General features: G+C 68.2%; 19 protein-coding genes and 1 pseudogene. 2 read left to right on the forward strand and 18 right to left on the reverse strand.

Annotation, left to right across the window (positions count from 1 at the left end; all coding sequences use genetic code 11):
• Positions 1-9: 9 nt before the first annotated feature.
• From F3K02_RS09970 to F3K02_RS09985, 4 genes and pseudogenes are all read right to left on the reverse strand, one after another.
• Entirely contained in the window at positions 10-567 is a 558-nt protein-coding gene (locus F3K02_RS09970) for an MgtC/SapB family protein (protein ID WP_177135470.1), read from the reverse strand.
• A 63-nt stretch (positions 568-630) separates the two neighbouring features.
• A complete protein-coding gene (locus tag F3K02_RS09975) occupies positions 631-1,047 on the reverse strand; it encodes a CBS domain-containing protein (protein WP_177135861.1) in 417 nt (138 codons plus the stop codon).
• A 24-nt stretch (positions 1,048-1,071) separates the two neighbouring features.
• A pseudogene (locus tag F3K02_RS09980) lies at positions 1,072-1,422 on the reverse strand (hypothetical protein); the annotation flags it as partial.
• A complete protein-coding gene (locus F3K02_RS09985) occupies positions 1,419-1,706 on the reverse strand; it encodes a hypothetical protein (RefSeq protein ID WP_177135471.1) in 288 nt (95 codons plus the stop codon). The pseudogene F3K02_RS09980 and the gene F3K02_RS09985, both read right to left, overlap by 4 nt.
• Before the next feature lie 678 nt (positions 1,707-2,384).
• Between F3K02_RS09985 and F3K02_RS09990 the strand changes: the two genes are divergently transcribed.
• Positions 2,385-6,146, forward strand: coding sequence for a PAS domain-containing protein (locus tag F3K02_RS09990; protein ID WP_218179421.1), 3,762 nt, complete (start codon positions 2,385-2,387; stop codon positions 6,144-6,146).
• Between the two features lie 29 nt (positions 6,147-6,175).
• Here F3K02_RS09990 and F3K02_RS09995 read toward each other — a convergent pair whose 3' ends face one another.
• The 9 genes from F3K02_RS09995 to F3K02_RS10035 form a co-directional block, all read right to left on the reverse strand.
• A complete protein-coding gene (locus F3K02_RS09995; protein ID WP_177135473.1) occupies positions 6,176-8,488 on the reverse strand; it encodes a catalase in 2,313 nt (770 codons plus the stop codon).
• Between the two features lie 59 nt (positions 8,489-8,547).
• Entirely contained in the window at positions 8,548-8,835 is a 288-nt protein-coding gene (locus F3K02_RS10000) for a hypothetical protein (protein ID WP_177135474.1), read from the reverse strand.
• Between the two features lie 34 nt (positions 8,836-8,869).
• A complete protein-coding gene (locus tag F3K02_RS10005) occupies positions 8,870-9,187 on the reverse strand; it encodes a hypothetical protein (protein ID WP_177135475.1) in 318 nt (105 codons plus the stop codon).
• 53 nt (positions 9,188-9,240) lie between these two features.
• The gene (locus F3K02_RS10010; protein WP_177135476.1) at positions 9,241-9,987 is read right to left on the reverse strand and encodes an alpha/beta fold hydrolase; all 747 of its coding nucleotides are present in this window, start codon (positions 9,985-9,987) and stop codon (positions 9,241-9,243) included.
• 134 nt (positions 9,988-10,121) lie between these two features.
• Complete coding sequence (locus F3K02_RS10015) at positions 10,122-11,405, reverse strand: phospholipase D-like domain-containing protein (RefSeq protein ID WP_177135477.1); 1,284 nt, start codon at positions 11,403-11,405, stop codon at positions 10,122-10,124.
• A 64-nt stretch (positions 11,406-11,469) separates the two neighbouring features.
• A complete protein-coding gene (locus F3K02_RS10020; RefSeq protein ID WP_177135454.1) occupies positions 11,470-11,688 on the reverse strand; it encodes a hypothetical protein in 219 nt (72 codons plus the stop codon).
• A gap of 181 nt (positions 11,689-11,869) precedes the next feature.
• The gene (locus tag F3K02_RS10025) at positions 11,870-12,247 is read right to left on the reverse strand and encodes a hypothetical protein (protein ID WP_177135478.1); all 378 of its coding nucleotides are present in this window, start codon (positions 12,245-12,247) and stop codon (positions 11,870-11,872) included.
• A 19-nt stretch (positions 12,248-12,266) separates the two neighbouring features.
• Positions 12,267-12,740 (reverse strand): hemerythrin domain-containing protein, encoded by a 474-nt coding sequence (locus tag F3K02_RS10030; protein WP_177135479.1) that lies wholly within the window; start codon positions 12,738-12,740, stop codon positions 12,267-12,269.
• A 146-nt stretch (positions 12,741-12,886) separates the two neighbouring features.
• Complete coding sequence (locus F3K02_RS10035) at positions 12,887-13,873, reverse strand: hypothetical protein (RefSeq protein ID WP_246309355.1); 987 nt, start codon at positions 13,871-13,873, stop codon at positions 12,887-12,889.
• A gap of 286 nt (positions 13,874-14,159) precedes the next feature.
• Here F3K02_RS10035 and F3K02_RS10040 point away from each other — a divergent pair, with 286 nt between their 5' ends.
• Entirely contained in the window at positions 14,160-15,173 is a 1,014-nt protein-coding gene (locus tag F3K02_RS10040) for an extracellular catalytic domain type 1 short-chain-length polyhydroxyalkanoate depolymerase (RefSeq protein ID WP_177135480.1), read from the forward strand.
• A 32-nt stretch (positions 15,174-15,205) separates the two neighbouring features.
• On the opposite strand, the gene F3K02_RS10045 is transcribed toward F3K02_RS10040, so the two are convergent.
• The 5 genes from F3K02_RS10045 to F3K02_RS10065 all read right to left on the reverse strand — a co-directional run bounded on the left by F3K02_RS10045 (position 15,206) and on the right by F3K02_RS10065 (position 19,459).
• Complete coding sequence (locus F3K02_RS10045) at positions 15,206-15,481, reverse strand: hypothetical protein (RefSeq protein ID WP_177135481.1); 276 nt, start codon at positions 15,479-15,481, stop codon at positions 15,206-15,208.
• Between the two features lie 349 nt (positions 15,482-15,830).
• The gene (locus F3K02_RS10050; RefSeq protein WP_177135482.1) at positions 15,831-16,331 is read right to left on the reverse strand and encodes a group I truncated hemoglobin; all 501 of its coding nucleotides are present in this window, start codon (positions 16,329-16,331) and stop codon (positions 15,831-15,833) included.
• A 127-nt stretch (positions 16,332-16,458) separates the two neighbouring features.
• Positions 16,459-16,794, reverse strand: coding sequence for a Rieske (2Fe-2S) protein (locus tag F3K02_RS10055; RefSeq protein ID WP_177135483.1), 336 nt, complete (start codon positions 16,792-16,794; stop codon positions 16,459-16,461).
• 7 nt (positions 16,795-16,801) lie between these two features.
• On the reverse strand, positions 16,802-17,824 hold the full coding sequence (locus F3K02_RS10060; RefSeq protein ID WP_177135484.1) for a YeiH family protein: 1,023 nt from the start codon (positions 17,822-17,824) through the stop codon (positions 16,802-16,804).
• Between the two features lie 6 nt (positions 17,825-17,830).
• Positions 17,831-19,459 carry a 3-(methylthio)propionyl-CoA ligase gene (locus tag F3K02_RS10065; RefSeq protein ID WP_177135485.1) on the reverse strand — a complete coding sequence of 543 codons (1,629 nt, stop codon included), beginning with the start codon at positions 19,457-19,459 and terminating at the stop codon, positions 17,831-17,833.
• Positions 19,460-19,461: the final 2 nt, after the last annotated feature.

Raw genomic sequence — 19,461 nt, forward strand, 5'->3', positions numbered from 1 at the left:
AGGTCACGGTCAATACCGATCGACCCTCCGTCCGGTGGCGATGGCGTCATCGGTGCCGACCTTCGGCAAGGCGATCAACCGGGAGGCCTTGTGCGCCTTGCGCACTTCGAGGCGCCTGAGCCCGATCAGCACCAGCAGGATGAACGCGGTGGCCAGCAGGGCCGTGCCTTCGCGCCCCAGGCCGGCCGACATGCCCACCGCCGCCGTGGCCCAGATGGTGGCCGCCGTGGTCAAGCCGTGGATGCGGCCTTCGTTGCCCATCTTCAGCACGGCGCCCGCGCCGAGAAATCCGATGCCGGCGACGATGCCCTGGACGACGCGGCTCAGCGCGTCGGCGCCCATGCCCGCCTCTGCGGGAACCAGCACGAAGAGCGCGGCCCCCAGCGACACCAGCATGTGGGTGCGCAGACCGGCATCGGCATCGCGGCGCTCGCGGTCCCAGCCGATCACCGCCCCCAGCAACAGGGCCACGGCCAGACGCGCGGTCACGCGCGTGACCTGCTCAACCTGCAGCAGATCGGAGAACTCGGCACGCAAGGTGGCCGTGACGATGTCGAGCACAGACATGAAAACACCCGGAGTCTGGGCACAGGTCAGCCGGATCGGCCGACCGTGCCCGTGGCCAGGGGCCTAGGGTTGCGAGATGCCGACCAGTGCGTCAGCGGTGGGCTGGATGTCGTCGGCTGCGACGGCAAAGTCGCCGAGCGAGACGATGCCCACCAGGCGCTTTTCGCGGTTCACCACCGGCAGGCGCCGGACCTGGCACTTGCTCATCGTGTCGGCGCCTTTCTCCACGGTGTCGTCGTCATAGCACCAGATCACGTCATTCGACATCACGTCGCGGACCAGCGTGTCGCCGTCCTTGCCTTCGGCGACGGCCCGCACGGCGATGTCGCGGTCGGTCACCGCGCCGATCATGCGGTCGTTCTCGCCCACGGGAAGCATCCCGAAGCCCTGGTCCCGCATCCGGGCTGCGGCCTCCCGGAGCGTCGCGTCGGGGCCGATCACCTGCACGTCGTGGCTCATCACGTCTTTGAGTCGTTGCATTGTCTTCTCCAGGTTGAGTTGGGTCGTGCCCGTTGCGGCGGGTTTCTCGGCGGGGCCCGATTCCTCGGGGCTCACCAGGCCACCGGCCGCGGCGCCACCCAGGGCGCCCGCAACAGCCCCCACCGTGCCACCCACCACCGCACCCACGGGGCCGGCGACCACGCTGCCGATGGCCACACCGGCGGCCGCACCGGCCACCACGCCGCCGCCCGTCAGCACCGAGTTGGCCTCGCGCTGGGCCTCCTCGGGGTTCAGCAGGGACTGGGCTGCGGGGTTCAGGTCCTGCGACGGAATGCCGTGGCCGGGACGGGCCTGCTCGGCGAGGTCGCCGTCAAGCGGGACCGGCTTTGCCAGAGGAGAAGTGGATGGATTCATGATGGGCTCCTGTGCGTCAGTGACGCGTTGGGGGTGAAAAGGCCCGGGTCGGTGCTGAGGGGGAGGTGTTCGCCGGGCTGGTGCGGCTCGCGGATCTCGGGCGGGATCTGAGGCGGTATGTCCAGCGGTTCCAGGGGCAGCGGCACGCCATCGGGTGACGGCGCTTGCCCCGGCGGCAGGGACGGCTCGGGTTCGGGCCAGGGCCCGGGCACGGGCGACTGGACCGGGATCGAAGCCAGGACAGGCGGTTGGGAGGTGACGGGCAGGTCAGCGAGGCGGTTCATGGAACGGGCCTTTCAGGGTGGGCGAGGGCGCCTGGAAGCGGGTATCCGAGGCTGGAAAGGACATCATTCACCCGCCGTTGCCCCCGGTCTGTGCGGTTGCGCACACCCCAGGGCCCGGGGTGGGTGTGCTGTCGCACAGACGCGGGCGGGCGCGCGCGCCATAGTGAGGGCAACAGTCCGTCATGCAAGGGGTTCGCCCCTCCCACCCGCTTCATCCCCCGCAGACGGCGTGCCCCGAGTCCCCGATGGTCCTGGTCGTCGATGGCGGTGCGTTCATGCGCTCCCTGCTCTGCCGGGTGTTGACCACGCCCCGGCATGCGCGTCGCATCCGGTGCGCCGGGCGGTGATCATGGCCAACAGGTCCGGCTGCGTAGGGGGCTTTCGACGGTGCATCCCTACACTCCGTGGTTTTCTGTGTAGCCTGCGTGACCTGCAACGCTGACCGCTGAAACCAAGATGCTCGGCCAGACCGACGCGTTCGATTTCCTGCAAACAACCCCATGACCGCACCGCTCTCTCCCGCCACGACCGCCATGCCACCACCGCCAGCGCACAGGGCGCTCGCGGCGAAGGCATGACCGCGCCCGCTGATCACTGGCGCCGGCGGTGCACCGCTGGCAATGCCGCGAACCCCGCGCGTGCCCTGAGCCTGCCGCGTAGCGTCCTGTGATGCCGGTGTTGCCCTCTGACGCCAACCCCAGCCGACAGGCGCGCATCGCGGCGCTCGTCGACACCCTGCACGATGTGGAGCAGCAGCTGCAGGCCCTGACAGCGGATGAAATCGACACCGTGGCCAACCGGGCTGGCAGCAACCTGCTGCTCGCAGCCCGGAACCCGGCGGTGGCCGCCGCGTTGCGGGCCGAGCAGGCCTCCCTTCGCAGTGCGGAACTGCTGCAAGCCGTGGCCGACGGCACGCCCGACGTTGTCTGCGTCAAGGACCTGCAGGGTCGGTATCTGCTCTGCAACAAAGCCCTGGCCGATTTCACCGGTCGCACGGTCGAACAGATCCTGGGCTGCGACGACCGGGACCTGTACGACGCCGCGGAGGCCGCGCAGATCGTCGAGAACGACCGCACGCTGTTCGCAACGGGCGAGGTGCACACCTCCGAGAAGTGGCTCACCGGTGTGAGCGGCCGGCGCATCTTCAAATCGACGCGTGCGCCCTACCGCAACGCCCGGGGCGAGGTGATCGGCGTCATCGGCGTCGCCCGCGACATCACCGACGAGAGGCTGGCCGAGCAGGCACTGCGCGACAGCAAGGCGATGCTCGACATGGCGGGCCGCAGCGCCAAGGTCGGCGGCTGGACCTTCGACGTGGTTCAGAGGCGCCTGCACTGGTCCGACATGGTTGCCGGCCTGCACGACGAACCGGCCGGCTATTCGCCCTCGATGGAGCAGGGCCTGGCCGCCTTCGCCCCCGAGCACCGCGCCGCTGTCCAGGCCGCCGTCCAGCGCTGCATCGCGTCCGGCACGCCCTACGACCTGGAGGCCGAGAAGGTATCGGCCACCGGACGCCGTTTCTGGGTGCGCACCATCGGCGAAGCGGTGCGCGACGCCGAGGGCCGCATCGTGCGCATCCAGGGCGCGCTGCAGGACATCACCGAGCGCAAGCTGGCGGCGCTGGAGACGCAGAAGCTGGCGCAACGGCTGAGCAACACGCTCGAAAGCATCAGCGACGCTTTCTTCACCGTCGACCGCGACTGGCGCTTCACCTACATCAACCGCGAGGCCGAGCGCCTGTGGGCGCGCGCGCGCGACACCATGCTCGGGCGCGTGCTGTGGGACATCTACCCCGAGGGGGTGGGCACGGTCTTCGACCGCTGTTACCAGCGTGCGATGGGCGGTGAAACGGGGGTCACCTTCGAGGCCTTTTACCCGGCGTTGCAGGCCTGGTTCGGCGTCGACTGCCACCCGACGGACGACGGGCTGTCGGTGTACTTCCGCGACGTCACCGCCACCCGCGCAGCGCGTCAGCAGCTGAATCTGCTCGAAGCCAGCGTGGCGCAGTTGAACGACGTCGTCATCATCACCGAGCCGGCACCTGAACTGCAGCACGGCCGGCGCATCGTGTTCGTCAACGATGCCTTCATGCGCCTGACCGGCTACGCGCGGGAGGATGTGATCGGCCGGTCCCCCGGCTTGCTCGACGGCCCCTCGACGGACGCGGCCGAGCTGGCGCGTATCCGCGACGCGGTCGACCGTTTCGCGCCGGTGCACGCCGAGCTGATGCGGACCACCAAGGATGGTCGGGAGTACGCCGTCGAGATCGACATCACACCGGTGGCCACGGCCGGCGAGGGCTTCACGCACTTCGTCTCCGTCATACGCGACATCAGCGAACGCCGCCGCAGCGAACAGGCGCTGCTTGAGCTGAACGCCGGGCTCGAAGAGCGGGTGCGCCACCGCACCCTGGAACTGGAGCAGGCGCGTGAGCTGGCCGAGCAGGCCAACCGCGCCAAGTCCGCTTTCCTCGCGACCATGAGTCACGAGATCCGCACGCCGATGAACGGCGTGGTCGGCATGATTGACGTGCTGGAAGAGGGCCGTCTGGACCCGGAACAGCGCGAGCTGGTGAAGACCGCGCGCGAATCGGCCTACGCGCTGATGGCCATCGTCGACGACGTGCTGGACTTCTCGAAGATCGAAGCCGGCCAGTTCGACATCGATCACGAGCCGATGGACGTGACGGCGGTGGTCGAGGGGGTCAGCGATGCCCTGTACCCGCTGGCCGTGAACCAGGGTGTCGGCCTTCACCTGTACACCGACCCGCGCCTGCCGCCAGGCATGCTGGGCGACGCCGCGCGGCTGCGCCAGGTGCTGATGAACCTGGTCGGCAACGCGATCAAGTTCAGCCACGGGCTGTCGCGCCCCGGCTCGGTGTCCTTGCGCGCCCTGCGCCTGGCCGGCCCGGCCGGCGACGACACGCTGGCGCTGGAGGTGTCCGACAACGGCATCGGCATGGACGCCGACACCCAGGCCCGCCTGTTCTCGCCGTTCACCCAGGCCGACGCCAGCACCACCCGGCGCTTTGGCGGCACCGGGCTGGGGCTTAGCATTTCGCACCGCCTGCTGACGCTGATGGGGGGCGAAGTGGCGGTGCGCAGTGCGGCGGGCGAGGGGTCGACCTTCACGGTGCGCCTGCCCATCGTGCGGGTGCCGGCCGACAACGACCCGAATCCCATCCCGATGCCGCAGCCGCTGGCGGGGCTGCCCTGCCTGGTGGTCGGCGCTGCCGCCGGTCCGGCCGCCGACCTGGCCGACTACCTGATCCACGCGGGCGCCGCCACGACCTGCCTGCAGACCGTGGCGCAGGCCCAGGCCTGGTTGCGCCGTGTTGACCCGGGTCGGTGCGTTGTCGTCATCGCCGACGCCAAAGACGCCACCGAAGGCAGCGACCCGATGCTCGCGGCCTGCCGTGCCGTCGGGTCGGAGCGCCCCGAGCTGGTGCCGGCTTTTGTTGTCATCGAGCGGGGCAGCCAGCGCCGGCCGCGCCGGCAAACGTCGGACCCGATGTGGCTGTACGGTGAATGCCTGCACCGCGCCAAATTCCTGCACTGCGTGGCCCTGGCGGGCCGGCTCCAGCCGGCGGAGGCACCGGTCGAGCCGCCGCCCGCCGGCGTGGACGCCGCCACTGTCCCGCGGCATGCGGCGCCGCAGCCTGATGCGAGCCGCCACGAAGCGAAACCGTTGATTCTGGTGGCCGAAGACAACGAGATCAACCAGCGGGTGCTGGCCCAGCAGCTCTCGCTGCTCGGTTACCGCTCCGAGATGGTGGCCAACGGCGCCGAGGCCCTGGCCTGCTGGCGCCAGCGGGGCCATGCGCTGCTGCTGACCGACCTGCACATGCCGATCATGGACGGCTACACGCTGGCCGCCGCGGTGCGGGCCGAGGAGGGCGGTGGTCCGCGCATGCCCATCATCGCCTTGACCGCGAACGCCCTGCGCGAGGAAGAACTGCGCTGCCACCAGGCCGGCATGGACGTCTACCTGAGCAAGCCGGTTCGCCTGGCGCAGCTGAAGTCGACCATCGATGCCTGGCTGCAGCCCACGTCAACGCCGTCGAGCGGGGCCGCGGCCGACGAGGTGGCGTCGTCCACCGCATCGCCACCGGTCGACCTCGGCGTGCTGGCCGATTTGCTCGGCGATGACCCGCAGGGGGTGCAGGACGTGCTGGCGGCCTTTCGGGCGGGCACGGCGGGCTCGGCGCTGGCGATGGCCCAGGCCCACGCCGGCGGTGAAGTGCAGACCATGTCGGATCTCGCCCACAAGCTGAAGTCGACCGCACGGGCCATTGGCGCGGCGCGCCTCGGGCAGATCTGCGCCGACATCGAAGCCACCGCCGTCACACACCCCTCGCCACACATCTCGGTGCTCGATCCGCTGATGGCCGATTTTGAGATCGAGCTGCGAGCGGTTCACGCGTTTCTCGACCAGCGATAGGCCCGTGACGGCGACAGCCGGTGCCTCGCTCAGGGCGCCAGCGCACCCGCTTCGCGTTCGGGATGGCGGTGTCTGCCCAGCGCGGTGATGAAGTCCGCCACCGCAGGGGCTGTCTTGGCGGCGGCACCGATCACCATGCCCGGATCGGCTTCGCCGCTCGCCAGCGTCGGCGAAGCGCCCGCCTGTTCGATCAGCGCCTTCGAGGCCCCGAGCGCGAGCAGGGTCTTGCCATGCCGGTGCTGGTTCGAGATGAAGTCCATCACCTCGATCAGCGCAGCGAGCGCCTTCACACCGGCGGCACCGTCGGGCAGCACGACGCCATCGAACAGCACGGGGGGCGAGTTCTCCAGCGTCCCGGTGGCGTCGAACGGCTCGCCGCTGGCGGGATTCACCGGCCCCAGGCGCGGTGCGATCAGGTGCACCTGCGCACCGGCGGCCCGCAGCGCCGCTTGCGCGGTGGCCACCGACTTGCCGTCCACGCCATCGGCCACCAGGATGGCGACGCTGCGCGAGCGGATGCCGCCGTCGCCCGGCAGTGCCATCAGTGACAGCGCGGCCGACGTGGTGACCTCGGGCGCCGTGGGATGTGCCAGCGCCTTCGGCATGGCCTTGGGCACGGCGATGCCCAGCCCCGCGGCAACGGTGGCGGCGAGTTCTTCGGACACGTTGACCAGCGACGACACCATGCGCTCGCGGATCGCCGGCACCGTGAGCTTGCTCAGCTCGAAGCGGAAGCCGCCCGCGATGTGGGCCTTCTCGATGGCGGTCTGGCTCTCGTAGAAGAGCGTGGCCTGGGTGTAGTGGTCGGCAAACTTCTCGGGCTTGCCGCGCAGCTTGTCGCCTTCCAGTGGCTGCGGGAACGAGACGAAGCCCGCAGCGCCGGCCTGGAAGGGGCAACCCCCGCCCAGCGAATTGGGCTCGTACGCGACCCGGCCGCGCGGGATGGCCTGGCGGTGCAGCCCGTCGCGCTGGTTGTTCTGCGGCGGCTTGATCGGCGCGTTGATGGGGATCTCGTGGAAGTTGGCGCCGCCCAGTCGCGTGATCTGCGTGTCGATGTAGGAGTGCATGCGCCCGGCGAGCAGGGGATCGTTGCTGAAGTCGATGCCCGGCACCACGTGCGCGGTGCAGAAGGCCACCTGCTCGGTCTCGGCGAAGAAGTTGTCCGGGTTGCGGTTGAGCACCATGCGGCCCACCGGCGTCACGGGCACCAGCTCTTCGGGGATCAGCTTGGTGGCGTCGAGCACGTCGAAGCTGAAGGCTTCGGCCTGCGCCTCGGTGAAGATCTGCAGGCCGAGTTCCCACTCGGGGTACTCGCCCGCTTCGATCGCTTCCCAGAGGTCGCGGCGGTGGAAGTCGGAGTCGGCGCCGGAGATCTTGACCGCCTCGTCCCACACCAGCGAGTGCGTGCCGAGCTTGGGGGTCCAGTGGAACTTGACGAAGTGCGACTCGCCCGCCGCGTTGACCAGGCGGTAGGTGTGTACGCCGAAGCCCTGGATCATGCGCAGGCTGCGCGGAATGCCGCGGTCCGACATCACCCACATCAGCGTGTGTGTGGTCTCGGGGCTGAGCGAGGCGAAGTCCCAGAAGGTGTCGTGCGCCGAGGCGGCCTGCGGCATGCCGTGGTGCGGCTCGGGCTTCACCGCGTGCACGAGGTCGGGGAACTTCATCGCGTCCTGGATGAAGAACACCGGGATGTTGTTGCCCACCAGGTCCCAGTTGCCTTCGTCGGTGTAGAACTTGACGGCGAAGCCGCGAATGTCGCGTGCGGTGTCGGTCGAGCCGCGTTCGCCGGCGACCGTCGAGAAGCGCGTGAACACCGGCGTGATCTTGCCGGCGGCCTGGAACGGCGCGGCGCGCGTGAACGCCGTCATCGGCTCGTAGGCCTCGAAGAAACCGTGCGCCGCGGAGCCGCGCGCGTGCACGATGCGCTCGGGGATGCGCTCGTGGTCGAAGTGCGTGATCTTCTCGCGCAGGATGAAGTCTTCGAGCAGCGTCGGGCCACGCAGCCCGGCCTTGAGCGAGTTCTGGTTGTCGCCGATGGCCACGCCCTGGTTCGTGGTCAGCACCTGGCCCGAGGCGTCCGAGCGTGCGCCATCCAGGTGGCTGCTCTTGGCCGACACGTTGACCTCGCTCAGCGTGCTGGCCGACGCCGTGGGCGAGTCGCTGGACACGGTGGCGCCGGGCGGCGGCGTGACGGCGTTCTCGCGGCCGAAATCCAGCGCCTTGTTGGCGTTGTGGGGCATCGCTGCGGCGAGCGCCTGTGCGGCGGCACGCTGTTCCGCCTGCGGGGGGCTCTTGGCCCGCGGGTCGCCAGCGCTCTTGACCTTGGGTGTGGACTTCATGGGGGACCTCTTGACGTGAAAGGTAAAAAAATGCGCAGGCGTCTTCGCCTGCGGGGGAATCAGCCGTCCGACGGTGGCGGCTTGCCACCCGGGCCGGGCACCAGGCGGGCGCGGCGCTTTGCGTCCAGGCCGGGGGTCGCACGCATGTCGGTGTCGACCAGGCCGGCGTCGATGTCGCGCTGGGCCTGGACCATCTGGGGGTCGGGCGCCTGGGCCGTGGCGTCGATCGACTGGTCGCGTTCGTGAGGCAGCGGCATGTCGGGGTTCAACCTGGGCGGTTTCGCGCCACGCTGCGGTGTGGGCTGCTGGCGGCCGATGGGACGCCGGGTTCTGGGGTTGGGGGACATGGGGTTACCTCGATGGGGTGATGGGTGAGCCGACTCACTTGACCGCCGGGCTGAGCGGTGCCGAGTGATCGTTGTTCTGCCCGGGCAACAGCTTCTCTTCGGATTCCTGCTTCGGCTTCCTCGTGCCGTCCGTTTCCCCCTGTGCCGGGTCCGCTGGGCCAGCGTTCACGGGCGGCAAGACCGTCCCGGCAGAAGGCACCGACGGCTGGACGACAGCGTCTGTTGTTGCACTGGGTTTGGCCTCCAAGGGCTGGGTGAGCATGGGTGTCGGAGGGGCGGGCGTGGTCTTGTCGCAGGCGACCAGCAACATCACAGATGCGCAGAGCGCGATCAAGGTCAATGGTGTGTTCATGCGGTTCCTCGGTTGGTGGGCTCGTTGAAAGGGTGGGTGGTTGTGGCATCGGCTCATGGCGCGCGCACATACCGGCGCCATGCCCCGGATGCCTGATGGAGGCGGTCGGCGACCGCCGCCAGCACATCCCGGTTCCAGCCCATGCCGATATGGCTGCCGTCGACCTCGATCTCCTGCACGAGGCTCGACCGTTTGTCGTGCCGGCAGGTCTGCCACGCCACCACGCCATCCGACCGGCTGTAGATCGAGGTGGTGCGCAGTGGGGGCGGTGTGCGCAGGCGCCGGCTCAGCGCCGGGTCCATCGCCGGCGAACTGCCTCCCAGCAAGCGCAGGAGCCAGTCGACGTTGTTGTGGTCGGCTCCAGCGTTGAAGGGCGTTGCGATGGTGATCACCTGCCGGACGCGCGGTGCCATCAGCTTGCCGATTTCGCGCGCGTAGATGCCGCCCAGGCTCCAGCCGATCAGCGTGGCCGGCTGGCTGTGGCCGGCGAGCCGATCCTCCAGCCTGGCCTTCAGGCCCTGCAGCCAGGTGTCGAGATCACCCTGCGGGCCGGCATTCAAGCCCTGGCCCCAGTCGAACGCGTCGTAGCCGAGCGAACGGCAGTGCGCACGCAAGGTGGCCACCGAGGTCCCGTCCGCGCCCAGGCCCGGGAAGATCACGACCGGATGCCCGTCACCGGGTTTCGCGCCGTCCGACTTGGTGAATGTGTGCCAGGCGAACTCCATCGCAGCACGAAAGGGCTCCACGCCCAGCATGGCCAGGGAAGGGTATTGAACGGCATCGGTGGCCAGTTGTTTCATGGGCTTGAGCGCGCGGTGCCACGCTGGAAATGGTTCACGAAGGGGGCCATGCTCTGCGCCGGCAGGGTTCGCGTCTGTGCGGAACCGAACGTTTCCGCGACCGCCAGGACCCAGCGCGTGCTGATCGACACGGCTCACAACTGCGTGCCCAGCAAGGAAGCCAGCGTTTCACCCAGGCGCTCGCGCAGGGGGCGCGCCAGCCACGCCGAGTGGGTCACCCGGTGGGACTTCGCGAGGTCGTCTTCGAAGGTGGCGGTCTGCGCGCTCGCGAAGGCCTTGTCGACGACGTTCAGCGTCGCTTCGTCGTTGAGCCGGAAGGAGCGGTTGTCGAAGTTCGTCGAACCCACCGAGACCAGCATGCCGTCGACGATCATCACCTTGCAGTGGTACATGGTGGGCGTGTATTCCGCGATGACGGCGCCGGCCGCGAGCAGCGGCCCCCAGGTGGCCCGCGAGGCCTTGCGAACGGTCTCGCTGTCGATGTGCTTGCCCGGCACGATGATGCGCAGCCTGACGCCGCGCTGCATCGCGGCCACGAGGGCCTGCAGTGTCAGCGCGTCGGGCACGAAGTACGACGCCGAGAGGTCGATCGACCGCGACGCCGCGGTCACCGACAGCAGGTACATCAGCTGCATGCTCTCGCTGCCGCCGCTCGGTGAACTGCTGAACATCTGTGCCCGACCGGGGCCGGCCGGTGCCAGGGTGGGGAAGTAGTCCGGGCCATGCAACACGTCGCCCGTCACCTTGATCCAGTTGTCGATGAACACCGACTGCATCTGCGCGACGACCGGGCCTTCCACCGCGAAGTGGGTGTCGCGCCAGTGCTCGGGGTCCTGCGCGCGGCCCGTCCATTGCGGCGCCACGCCGACGCCACCCGTGAACCCGACACGGCCGTCGACGATCAGCAGCTTGCGGTGGGTGCGGTTGTTCATGCGCCCGAGATGCGACCAGTGCGGGGGATGAAAGCGCTTCACCTGGACGCCGGCTTGCGTCATCACGGCCAGCAGGCTGTCGTCCATCTTGACGCTGCCCACCCAGTCGAGCAGCACGTGGACCTTCACGCCCTGGCGGGCGCGCTCTGCCAGGGCCTCGGCGAACTGGCGGCCGATGTCGCCCGACCAGTAGATGTAGGTTTCGAAGGTGATCGACCGCTCCGCGCCACGGATGGCCGCGAGCATCGGCGGGAAGATCTGTTCACCGTTCAACAGGGCCTGCACGCGTGTTCCGGCCAGGAACGGCGGCCCCAGGAGAACGCCCAGCTCATCCATGAAACGCGGGTCGTCGAGCGAGTAGAGGCGCGTGATGTGACGCTGGATCTTCTTCTCGCCACCGATGAAGTTCGACGCGACCACGGCGCCGACCAGGGCCAGGCCGGTTGCGGCACCGGCGACCACGATCCATCGGGGCCAGCGTGCCATCGGCGTCACCTTCTATCGGGACGGTGCGGCGTTGCCTTGCCTGCAGGGGTGTGGCGAGAAGCGATCATCGCGTCCGCTTGGTTCGGGCCGCGGGTTTGGCGGCGGCGGGCTTGACGGCGGCGTTCCAGACCTTCAGGTTCTCGCGGGCTGCCTCGGCGATGGCGGCGTTTACCTGCCGCTTCGCCTCTGCGGTGGCCTGGCCACGCATCGAACCGGCCACGCTGTTCGCCGTGCTCAGCCACATGCTCATGAACGGGTTTTTCTTCAGCCAGGGATTGGACATGGTGCGCTTTCGATGTTTGACGGGGAAGGACTCAGCGAGCGCCGGCAGTTCCGGTGGTCCGTGCCATGTGCAAGGCGTGTGTTTTCTTCGGTGAAGCTCGGGTTTCGCACAGGGAGCGGACCCGCTCCATGGCCGCCTCGTGGCGGCCATGGTTTTCAAGGACCGCAGACCGGGACAAGCGTCAGCGCCTGACGCGCACGATCAGCGCGCCCAGCGCCATCGCGGCGGCCACCGCAGACAGCGGATGACGCCTGACCGTGCCCCGCAAGGCCTCGGCCCATTCGTCGCGGGTGGTGCCCATCTGGTGAGCGGTCTCGCGCAAGCTCGCTTCAGCGCCTGACAGGCTTTCGCCCAGTTGCCTGACCTTGGGCGCCGCGCTGCCGGCGAGGCGATCAACGGCATCGTGCGCCGCGTGCACAACCCGGTTCAAAGAGGCAACGGCCGCTGGCGGGGCTTTCTCAGACCCCGGCAACATCGAGGTGTCGGGCACACGCTCGTGGTGGTCACTGGTGACCCAGGGGACGGGCGGTGCGGCATGGGGTTGCAAGGGTTCATTCATGTCGGGCTCCTGCGGTCGTTCAAGCGGTCAGGGCCAGCAGTTCGTCCTTGCGGGCGGCCATTTGTGCACCCAGATCGTCCATGTCCAGCGACGAGGACTTGGCCTTGGGGAACATCTCGTTCTGCTCTTCCTTGACGTGGTGCTTCACGTATTCCGACAGCACCTTGACCTTGGCGTCGTACATCTCGCCGTCGGGCTCGAGGCCTTCGATCTGTGCGATCAGGTCCTTCACACTGGTGTGCTCGACCGTGGCTTCGGGCACCAGCAGCTTGTCCTTCAGCGCCGCCTTCACGGCGGGATAGAAGATTTCTTCTTCGATCTGTGCATGCACGCTGAGCGCCGTGCAGATCTCGGCGACCAGGGCCTTCTTCTTCGGGATCGAACGGCTCTTTTCGTATTCGGCAAACATCTCGCTAACGGCCGTGTGGTCGGCTTTGAGCATGGCGATGGCGTCCTTCGGTGCGGGGGCAGTGGTCTTGGTGGTGGTGGTCATGGGAAGTCCTTTGACAGGTTGGGGGGGAAGATGTACGGTGACTACGTGAACAGGGCGATCAAAATGATGATCGGGATGGGGATGCCGAGAAACAGCAAGAGCAGGGATCGCATGGTGGCCTCCTTGGGCTTGTGGGAAAACAGGGTTCAGGCGTCGCGGCGCCGACCACCGAACGTGGCGGCCAGGCTGGCGACGAATGCGCCGACGAGCAGCGAAACGAACAGCCAGAGCGCGCTGTAGGCAGAGGCCTTGCGCGCCGTGTCGGCCGTCTCACGCGCAGCCACTTCCGCGTCGGTCAACTTGGCCTGCGCCTTGGCGTAGACCTCAGAGACCCGTCTCTCGGCCTCGGGCTGCGACAGACCGGTGCGCTGGGCCACGATCTGGCCCACGTGACGGATGTCTTCGGGTGGCAGAGGCTCCGAGCGGCTGACGTTCATGAAGATCCGGCTGACCTCGGCCGTGTCCCTGCCAGAGGCGCGTTCACTGGCCGCAGTGTCGACTTGCATGCCATCGGTTCCCATGACGGGTGCAGCGGTGGCTGCATCACGCCGGAACAGCGAGTCGACAAAGTAGCCCATCGGACCGCCTTCGTCGTCCCGCCCCATGCCTGCCGAGGCCGCGGCGCTCCCGACGGCGGAGCTGGCCGTGCTGGCAACGCCACCGACCACCTGGGCGCCAGCCTGCACACCACCGCCAATGATCGAGCCGATGACCGAGGTCAGCAGCGCGGCGGTGGCTATCGTTGCCACGGCCCAGGCCAGAAAGCCGTGGGCGGTGTCGCGGAAGTACACCTCGTCGGTGCGCGCATCGGTCCACTTGGTGCGCAGGCGGCCGGCGAGGTAGCCGCCCATCCCCGACGCCAACAATTGCGTGAGCGTCAGCCACACGATGGTCGAGACACCGAGGGTCGCTGCGCTCAAACCATCCTGGGCCCAGGGCGACACGGAAGACAGGCCGAGCCCGACACCGAGGATCAGCAGGATCAGGGACAGCGAAGCGGCGGCGGCCCCGCCCGCGGCGATGGCGCCCCACGAGACGGCGCTGCTGAGCGGCCTCGTGTTGTCGGCGATGCTGCCCCGGAGCACGCGGGCGCGGGCCAGGTCTTCAGCGTTTGCTGTGGAGGTAATGGCCATCGGAACTCCTTTCGGCGAAGAGCGAGACGGGTGCCGGGACTTCCGTCACCTCGTGCTTTACGCAAGGCGGACCGTAAGGACACGAGCCAGGGAGGTCTGTTCGCTTTCGCACACTGCTTCGCGTCAACCGAAGCACCGAAAGGCCGTGACGCCCCTTGCGGGCAATCCAGAAAAACTTCATGACCCTGGCCGCGAAGTGGGCTGGTTTTTGCATACCCCTACGGATCGATGCTGGCACCAGCGTGCAACCCGCAACGGATGCGAAGGGCCATGCAGAATGATCCGAATGAAAAAACGATCACGCCCGTCCGCTTGGGCCAAAAGCTTCGAGCGCAGCCTCAAGGCGATGACACGACTCGCCACCGCTTCCAGTACCCGGGCGCTCAAGAAAACCCTGAAGCCCACGGTGGCCAAGCGCACGCCGCCACCCGGTGCCGGCGCGTGGATTCCCGGCGTCGTCATGGGCGCGGCCGGCGCCCGGCGCTTCAGGGTCTACCGGCCGCCGGGGGTCGAGTTTGGCGAGAAGCTGCCGCTGGTGGTGATGCTGCACGGCTGCGGTCAGGACGCCAACAGCTTCGCCGCGAGCACGCGCATGAACCGCATCGCGATGCGCGAACGTTTTCTGGTGCTCTACCCCGAGCAGGACCGGCTCGCCAACGGGCAGGGTTGCTGGAACTGGTTCGACACCAAGACCGGCCGTGCCTATGGCGAAGCCGCCTTGATCATGCAGGCGGTCGATCAGGTCTGCCTGTTGCATCCGGTGGACCGGGCGCGCATCGCCATCGCCGGCCTGTCGGCCGGTGCGAGCATGGCCGCCTTGCTGGTCACCCGGCACCCGGGGCGTTTCAAGGCCGTCGTCATGCACTCGGGCATTCCACCCGGCACCGCGCACTCCACCCTGTCGGCGCTGGGCGCCATGCACGGCCATCGCGTGACGACCCCGTTGATGACCACGCCGAACGCGATGGAGGCCCACTGGCCACCCCTGCTGGTGATCCACGGTGACGCCGACGCCGTGGTCTCGCCCAAAAACGGACAGGCCGCGGCGCAGGTCTGGGCCCACGCAGCGGGGGCGAAGGCGAGCGAGGCGCGCAGCGTGCAACGGGGCAAGCGTTACCCGATGGCGGTCACCGATTTCAAACGCAAGGGTAGCACCGTGGCGACGCTGGTCGCCGTGAGCAAATTGGCTCACGCCTGGAGCGGAGGCCTCGCGAGCAAGGCCTTCAGCGACGGCCAGGGGCCGGATGCGTCGCGCATGGTCTGGGCTTTTGCGGCCAAGCAGTTTCGGGCCGCGGCGTGAGCGCTGGCCAGGGCCGGTGAACGGGCTGTTCGTCAGGTCGCACAGGGCCGCAGCAGGGGCTCGTGGTGGTCCGGGTCCGAAGGCGCGGTCTGCACCGTGGGGGACGAATAGTCACGACCGACCATGGCGCGCGCGCCCAGGTAGGTGTTGCGCAAGTGCTCAGTCAGGGCGTTCATGTCAACGTTGCCGGCTTCGTCGCAGGGCACGGTGACATCTTGACCACGGCCATCGTGGGACAGGAATCGCAGCAGAAAGGCGCAGGCTGCCGGGTCACAGGCCGCGCGCGGCAGGACAGATGGGGTGTTCATGAGGCTTCCTTTCTCACGCTGGACGCTGAGCGTCAGGTGTTCCAGGAACCCAGCGCCTACCCTGTTCGTCGCACCGTCGCGTGAGGACACGATCCGGCAAACAGTGGCGCCAGTACGCGCCAGAAAAAGCGGCTTGACTGTGCGGGCGCGTACACAGACTTCGAACTCGATCACCGGATCGACAACCAACTCGATCCCAGCGCACCCGACGCCCGCTTGCACAACGATGAGAACGGCGTCAGCGCCCACGCCTCATGCGTCATGCGTCTGAGCGGCAAGGCCCAGCCTTTAGAACGACACCTTGGGCTTTCAGTGACGGGCAGGGGCCTGAGCGCTGGCCAGCCCAAAATCACTTCGCCTTGTGGCCCGCCGTGACCTCGTTCTTGTGCGCGGCGAAGGCGGCCAGCACCTCGCCCTTCTCACGGGCAGGAACTTTGGCAAAGTCCAGGCTGCGTCCCAGTTCGGCCGCCACCTCGTCGAACTCTTCTGGAGAGATCTTGAGGTCACGGTGGGCCACCTCAAGGCCCAGATGGGTTTTGCCCGGCTTCGTGGCCGAATATTTGAACGGCCCACCGGTGACCTCGCAGACCCACAGGGTTCGCTCGAACTTGAGGCCGGGCAACCGGCCCAGGTTCTTCGTGTGCCATTCCCTGAGGGCCGGGTTTTTTGATGTCTTTCCCACGATGGGGTTTTGCACCACCGCATCGCTGAAGTGGTCCATCACGGCGGCGATGGCGAAGACACCGCCAAGGCGTTCGTACAGGCTCTTCTCGGTGTCGGAAGCGGCCTGCAGCGGGAGTGCGAACGCCACGGTCAACATGGCCAGCACGGCGATCAAGAACTTTTTCATGAGAGTCTCCTGAAAGTGGATCGCGCCGCCAGTGCGGCGTGCGACCAAGACTGCTCGCACGGCCAGGGGTGGTCTGTACGCCGGCGTACACAGGTCGGCGAAGCCACTGGACCCGCTGACCCGGGACTCAGCCGCCGTCACCACCCAGCTGGATCTGGATCACCCCGTCGCTCACGCGCACCGGGTAGACACGCGCGGTCAACGCGGCGGCGCCCTTGGGCGAGCCCGCCATGCGGCCGTCGGACAGGCGAAACCGCAGGCCGTGCGCGGGGCACTTGACGTGGCCGCTGTCGTCGAGCCGGCCCGTGCACAGCGAGGCGCCGCTGTGCGGGCAGCTGTCGTCGATGGCGTGCAAGGTGTCGGCGCTGCGAAACACCACGATCTGATGGCCCTGGATGCGCACCAGCGTGCGGCCTGCGGCGTCGAGCCGGCTGGCATCCCCTGCGTCCACCCAGTCCGTCATGGGGTGCTCAATCCAGGGTCTGCAACAGGCCGTAGAACAGCGCGGCCAGGAACACCGTTTCCAGCACCATCAGCGCCACCGGTTTCCAGCCCACGGTGAGGATGTCCTTCAGGTGCGTCTTCATGCCGATGGCCGCCATCGAGGCGATCAGGCACCACTGCGAAGCGCTCTTGCCCGCACCGACCAGCGCGGCCGGCAACCAGCCCGTGCTGTTGACCACCACCAGCAGCGCGAAGGCCACCGCAAACCAGGGCAGCAGCGGCGGACGCGGTCCGCTCATGGCTTCGCCGTTGGCCAGCATCTGCCGGCGCGTCAGCAGCGCGGCCAACGCGATGACGGGCAGCAGCATCGCCACCCGGATGAGCTTGACCAGTGTGGCCGCGTCGCCCGCCTCGTGCGACAGGCTGTAGCCCGCGCCCACCACCTGCGCTACGTCGTGGATGGTGCCGCCGATGAAGTAGCCGGCCGCCACCGCGTCCATGCCCAGCGCATTCGTGACCATGGGGTAGAGCACCATCGCCAGCGTGGACAGCGTGCTGACGCCGATCACGGTGAACAGCGTGGCCTGCCCTTTGCGCGGGTGCTGGGGCATGGCGGCCGACAGGGCAAGCGCGGCCGACGCGCCGCAGATGGCGACCGCGCCGCCGGTGAGCAGGCCGAAGAACATCTGGAAGCCCATCAACCTGGCGAGCACGATGCCCACGCCAATGGTCAGTGCCACCGCCAGCACCACCATGGCCACCGGCTGCCAGCCCAGCGACAGCACCTGGTCGGCCGTGATGCGCAGGCCCAAGAGCGCGACGCCCAGGCGCAGCACCTGCCGGGCGACGAAGTCGATGCCGGCGGCGCTGCGGGTGGCCTGCCCGCCTTCTTCCTGCGTCAGGAAATTCAGTGCCATGCCCAGCAGCAGGGCGAACAGCATGACCGGCGCGCCGTAGTGTTCGGCCAGGAACATGGCCGCCACGGCCACCACAGCGCTGATGGCCAGTCCGGGCAGCAGGGGTTTCACACGGGCTTGCAGGTCGGTCATGGTGTTTCAGCCCTGGGGCAGCAGATGGTCCTGGAACTGCTCACGCAAGCGGTGCTTGAGCATCTTGCCGGTGGCACCGAGCGGGATCGCGTCGACAAACACCACGTCGTCCGGTGTCCACCATTTGGCGATCTTGCCCTCAAAGAAGCCGAGCAGGGCGTCGCGCGCGAGTTCGGCACCGGGTTTCTTCACCACCACCAGCAGCGGGCGCTCGTCCCACTTGGGGTGGCGCGCCGCGATGCAGGCGGCCATCAACACGGCGGGGTGCGCCATGGCGATGTTCTCGATGTCGATCGAGCCGATCCATTCGCCACCGGACTTGATCACGTCCTTGGCGCGGTCGGTGATGTTCATGAAGCCATCGGCGTCGATGGTGGCCACGTCGCCGGTGGGGAACCAGCCATTGATCAGGGGGCTCCGGTCGCCCTGGATGTAGCGGTCCACCACCCAGTGCCCGCGCACCAGCAGCTCGCCACTCGCCTGGCCGTCCCAGGGCCGTTCATGACCGTCTTCGCCGACGATCTTCATGTCGATGCCGAACACCGAGCGGCCCTGCTTGGCCTGGATGGCGCGGCGCTGTTCGACCGGGAGCTTCAGCTGCGGGCCTTTGAGGATGCCCACCGTGCCGATGGGGCTGAGTTCGGTCATGCCCCAGGCGTGGATGACCTGCACGCCATGGGTGTCTTCGAAGGCGCTCATCATGGCCGGCGGGCAGGCCGAGCCACCGATGATGGTGCGGCGCATGGTGCTGAACTTCAAGCCGTTGATGGTCACATGCGCCAGCAGGCCTTGCCACACGGTGGGCACACCGGCCGAGACGGTGACGCCTTCGGACTCGAACAGTTCGTGCAGGCTCTTGCCGTCCAGGCCCGGGCCGGGGAACACCAGCTTGGCGCCCACCAGGCAGGCCGAATACGGCAGGCCCCAGGCGTTCACATGGAACATCGGCACCACGGGCAGCACCACGTCGCGGGCGCTGATGTTGAGCGCGTCGGGCAGCGCCGAGGCCATGGTGTGCAGCACCGTGGAGCGGTGGCTGTAGAGCACGCCCTTGGGGTGACCGGTGGTGCCGCTGGTGTAGCAAAGGCTGGACGCGGTCTGCTCGTCGAATTCGGGCCAGTCGAAGCGGTCATCGGCCTGCGAAGCGATCAGGTCTTCGTAGCAGAGCAGGCCCGGGATCTTCGACGCCGCAGGCATGTGGCCGCGATCGGTCAACAGCACGAAATGCTTCACCGTGGCCAGGCGCGAAGCCACCGCTTCCACCAGTGGCAGGAAGCTCAGGTCGAAACACAACACCTGGTCTTCCGCGTGGTCGGCGATCCAGACCAGCTGGTCGGCGTGCAGGCGCGGGTTGAGCGTGTGCAGCACCGCGCCCGAACCCGAGACCGCGTAGTACAGCTCCAGGTGGCGGTAGCCGTTCCAGGCGATGGTGCCCACGCGGTCGCCGTTGCCGACGCCCAGCGCGGCCAGGGCCTGGGCCAGACGGCGCGAGCGCGCGGCGAGCTCGGCGTAGGTGCAGCGGTGGATGTCGCCCTCCACCCGGCGCGACACCACTTCCTGCGCGCCGTGGTGGCGCTCGGCGTGGCGCAGCAGCGAAGCGATCAGCAGCGGCTGCTGCATCATTTGGCCGTGCATGG

Source organism: Hydrogenophaga aromaticivorans, assembly GCF_013387465.1.
Classification (GTDB): domain Bacteria; phylum Pseudomonadota; class Gammaproteobacteria; order Burkholderiales; family Burkholderiaceae_C; genus Hydrogenophaga; species Hydrogenophaga aromaticivorans.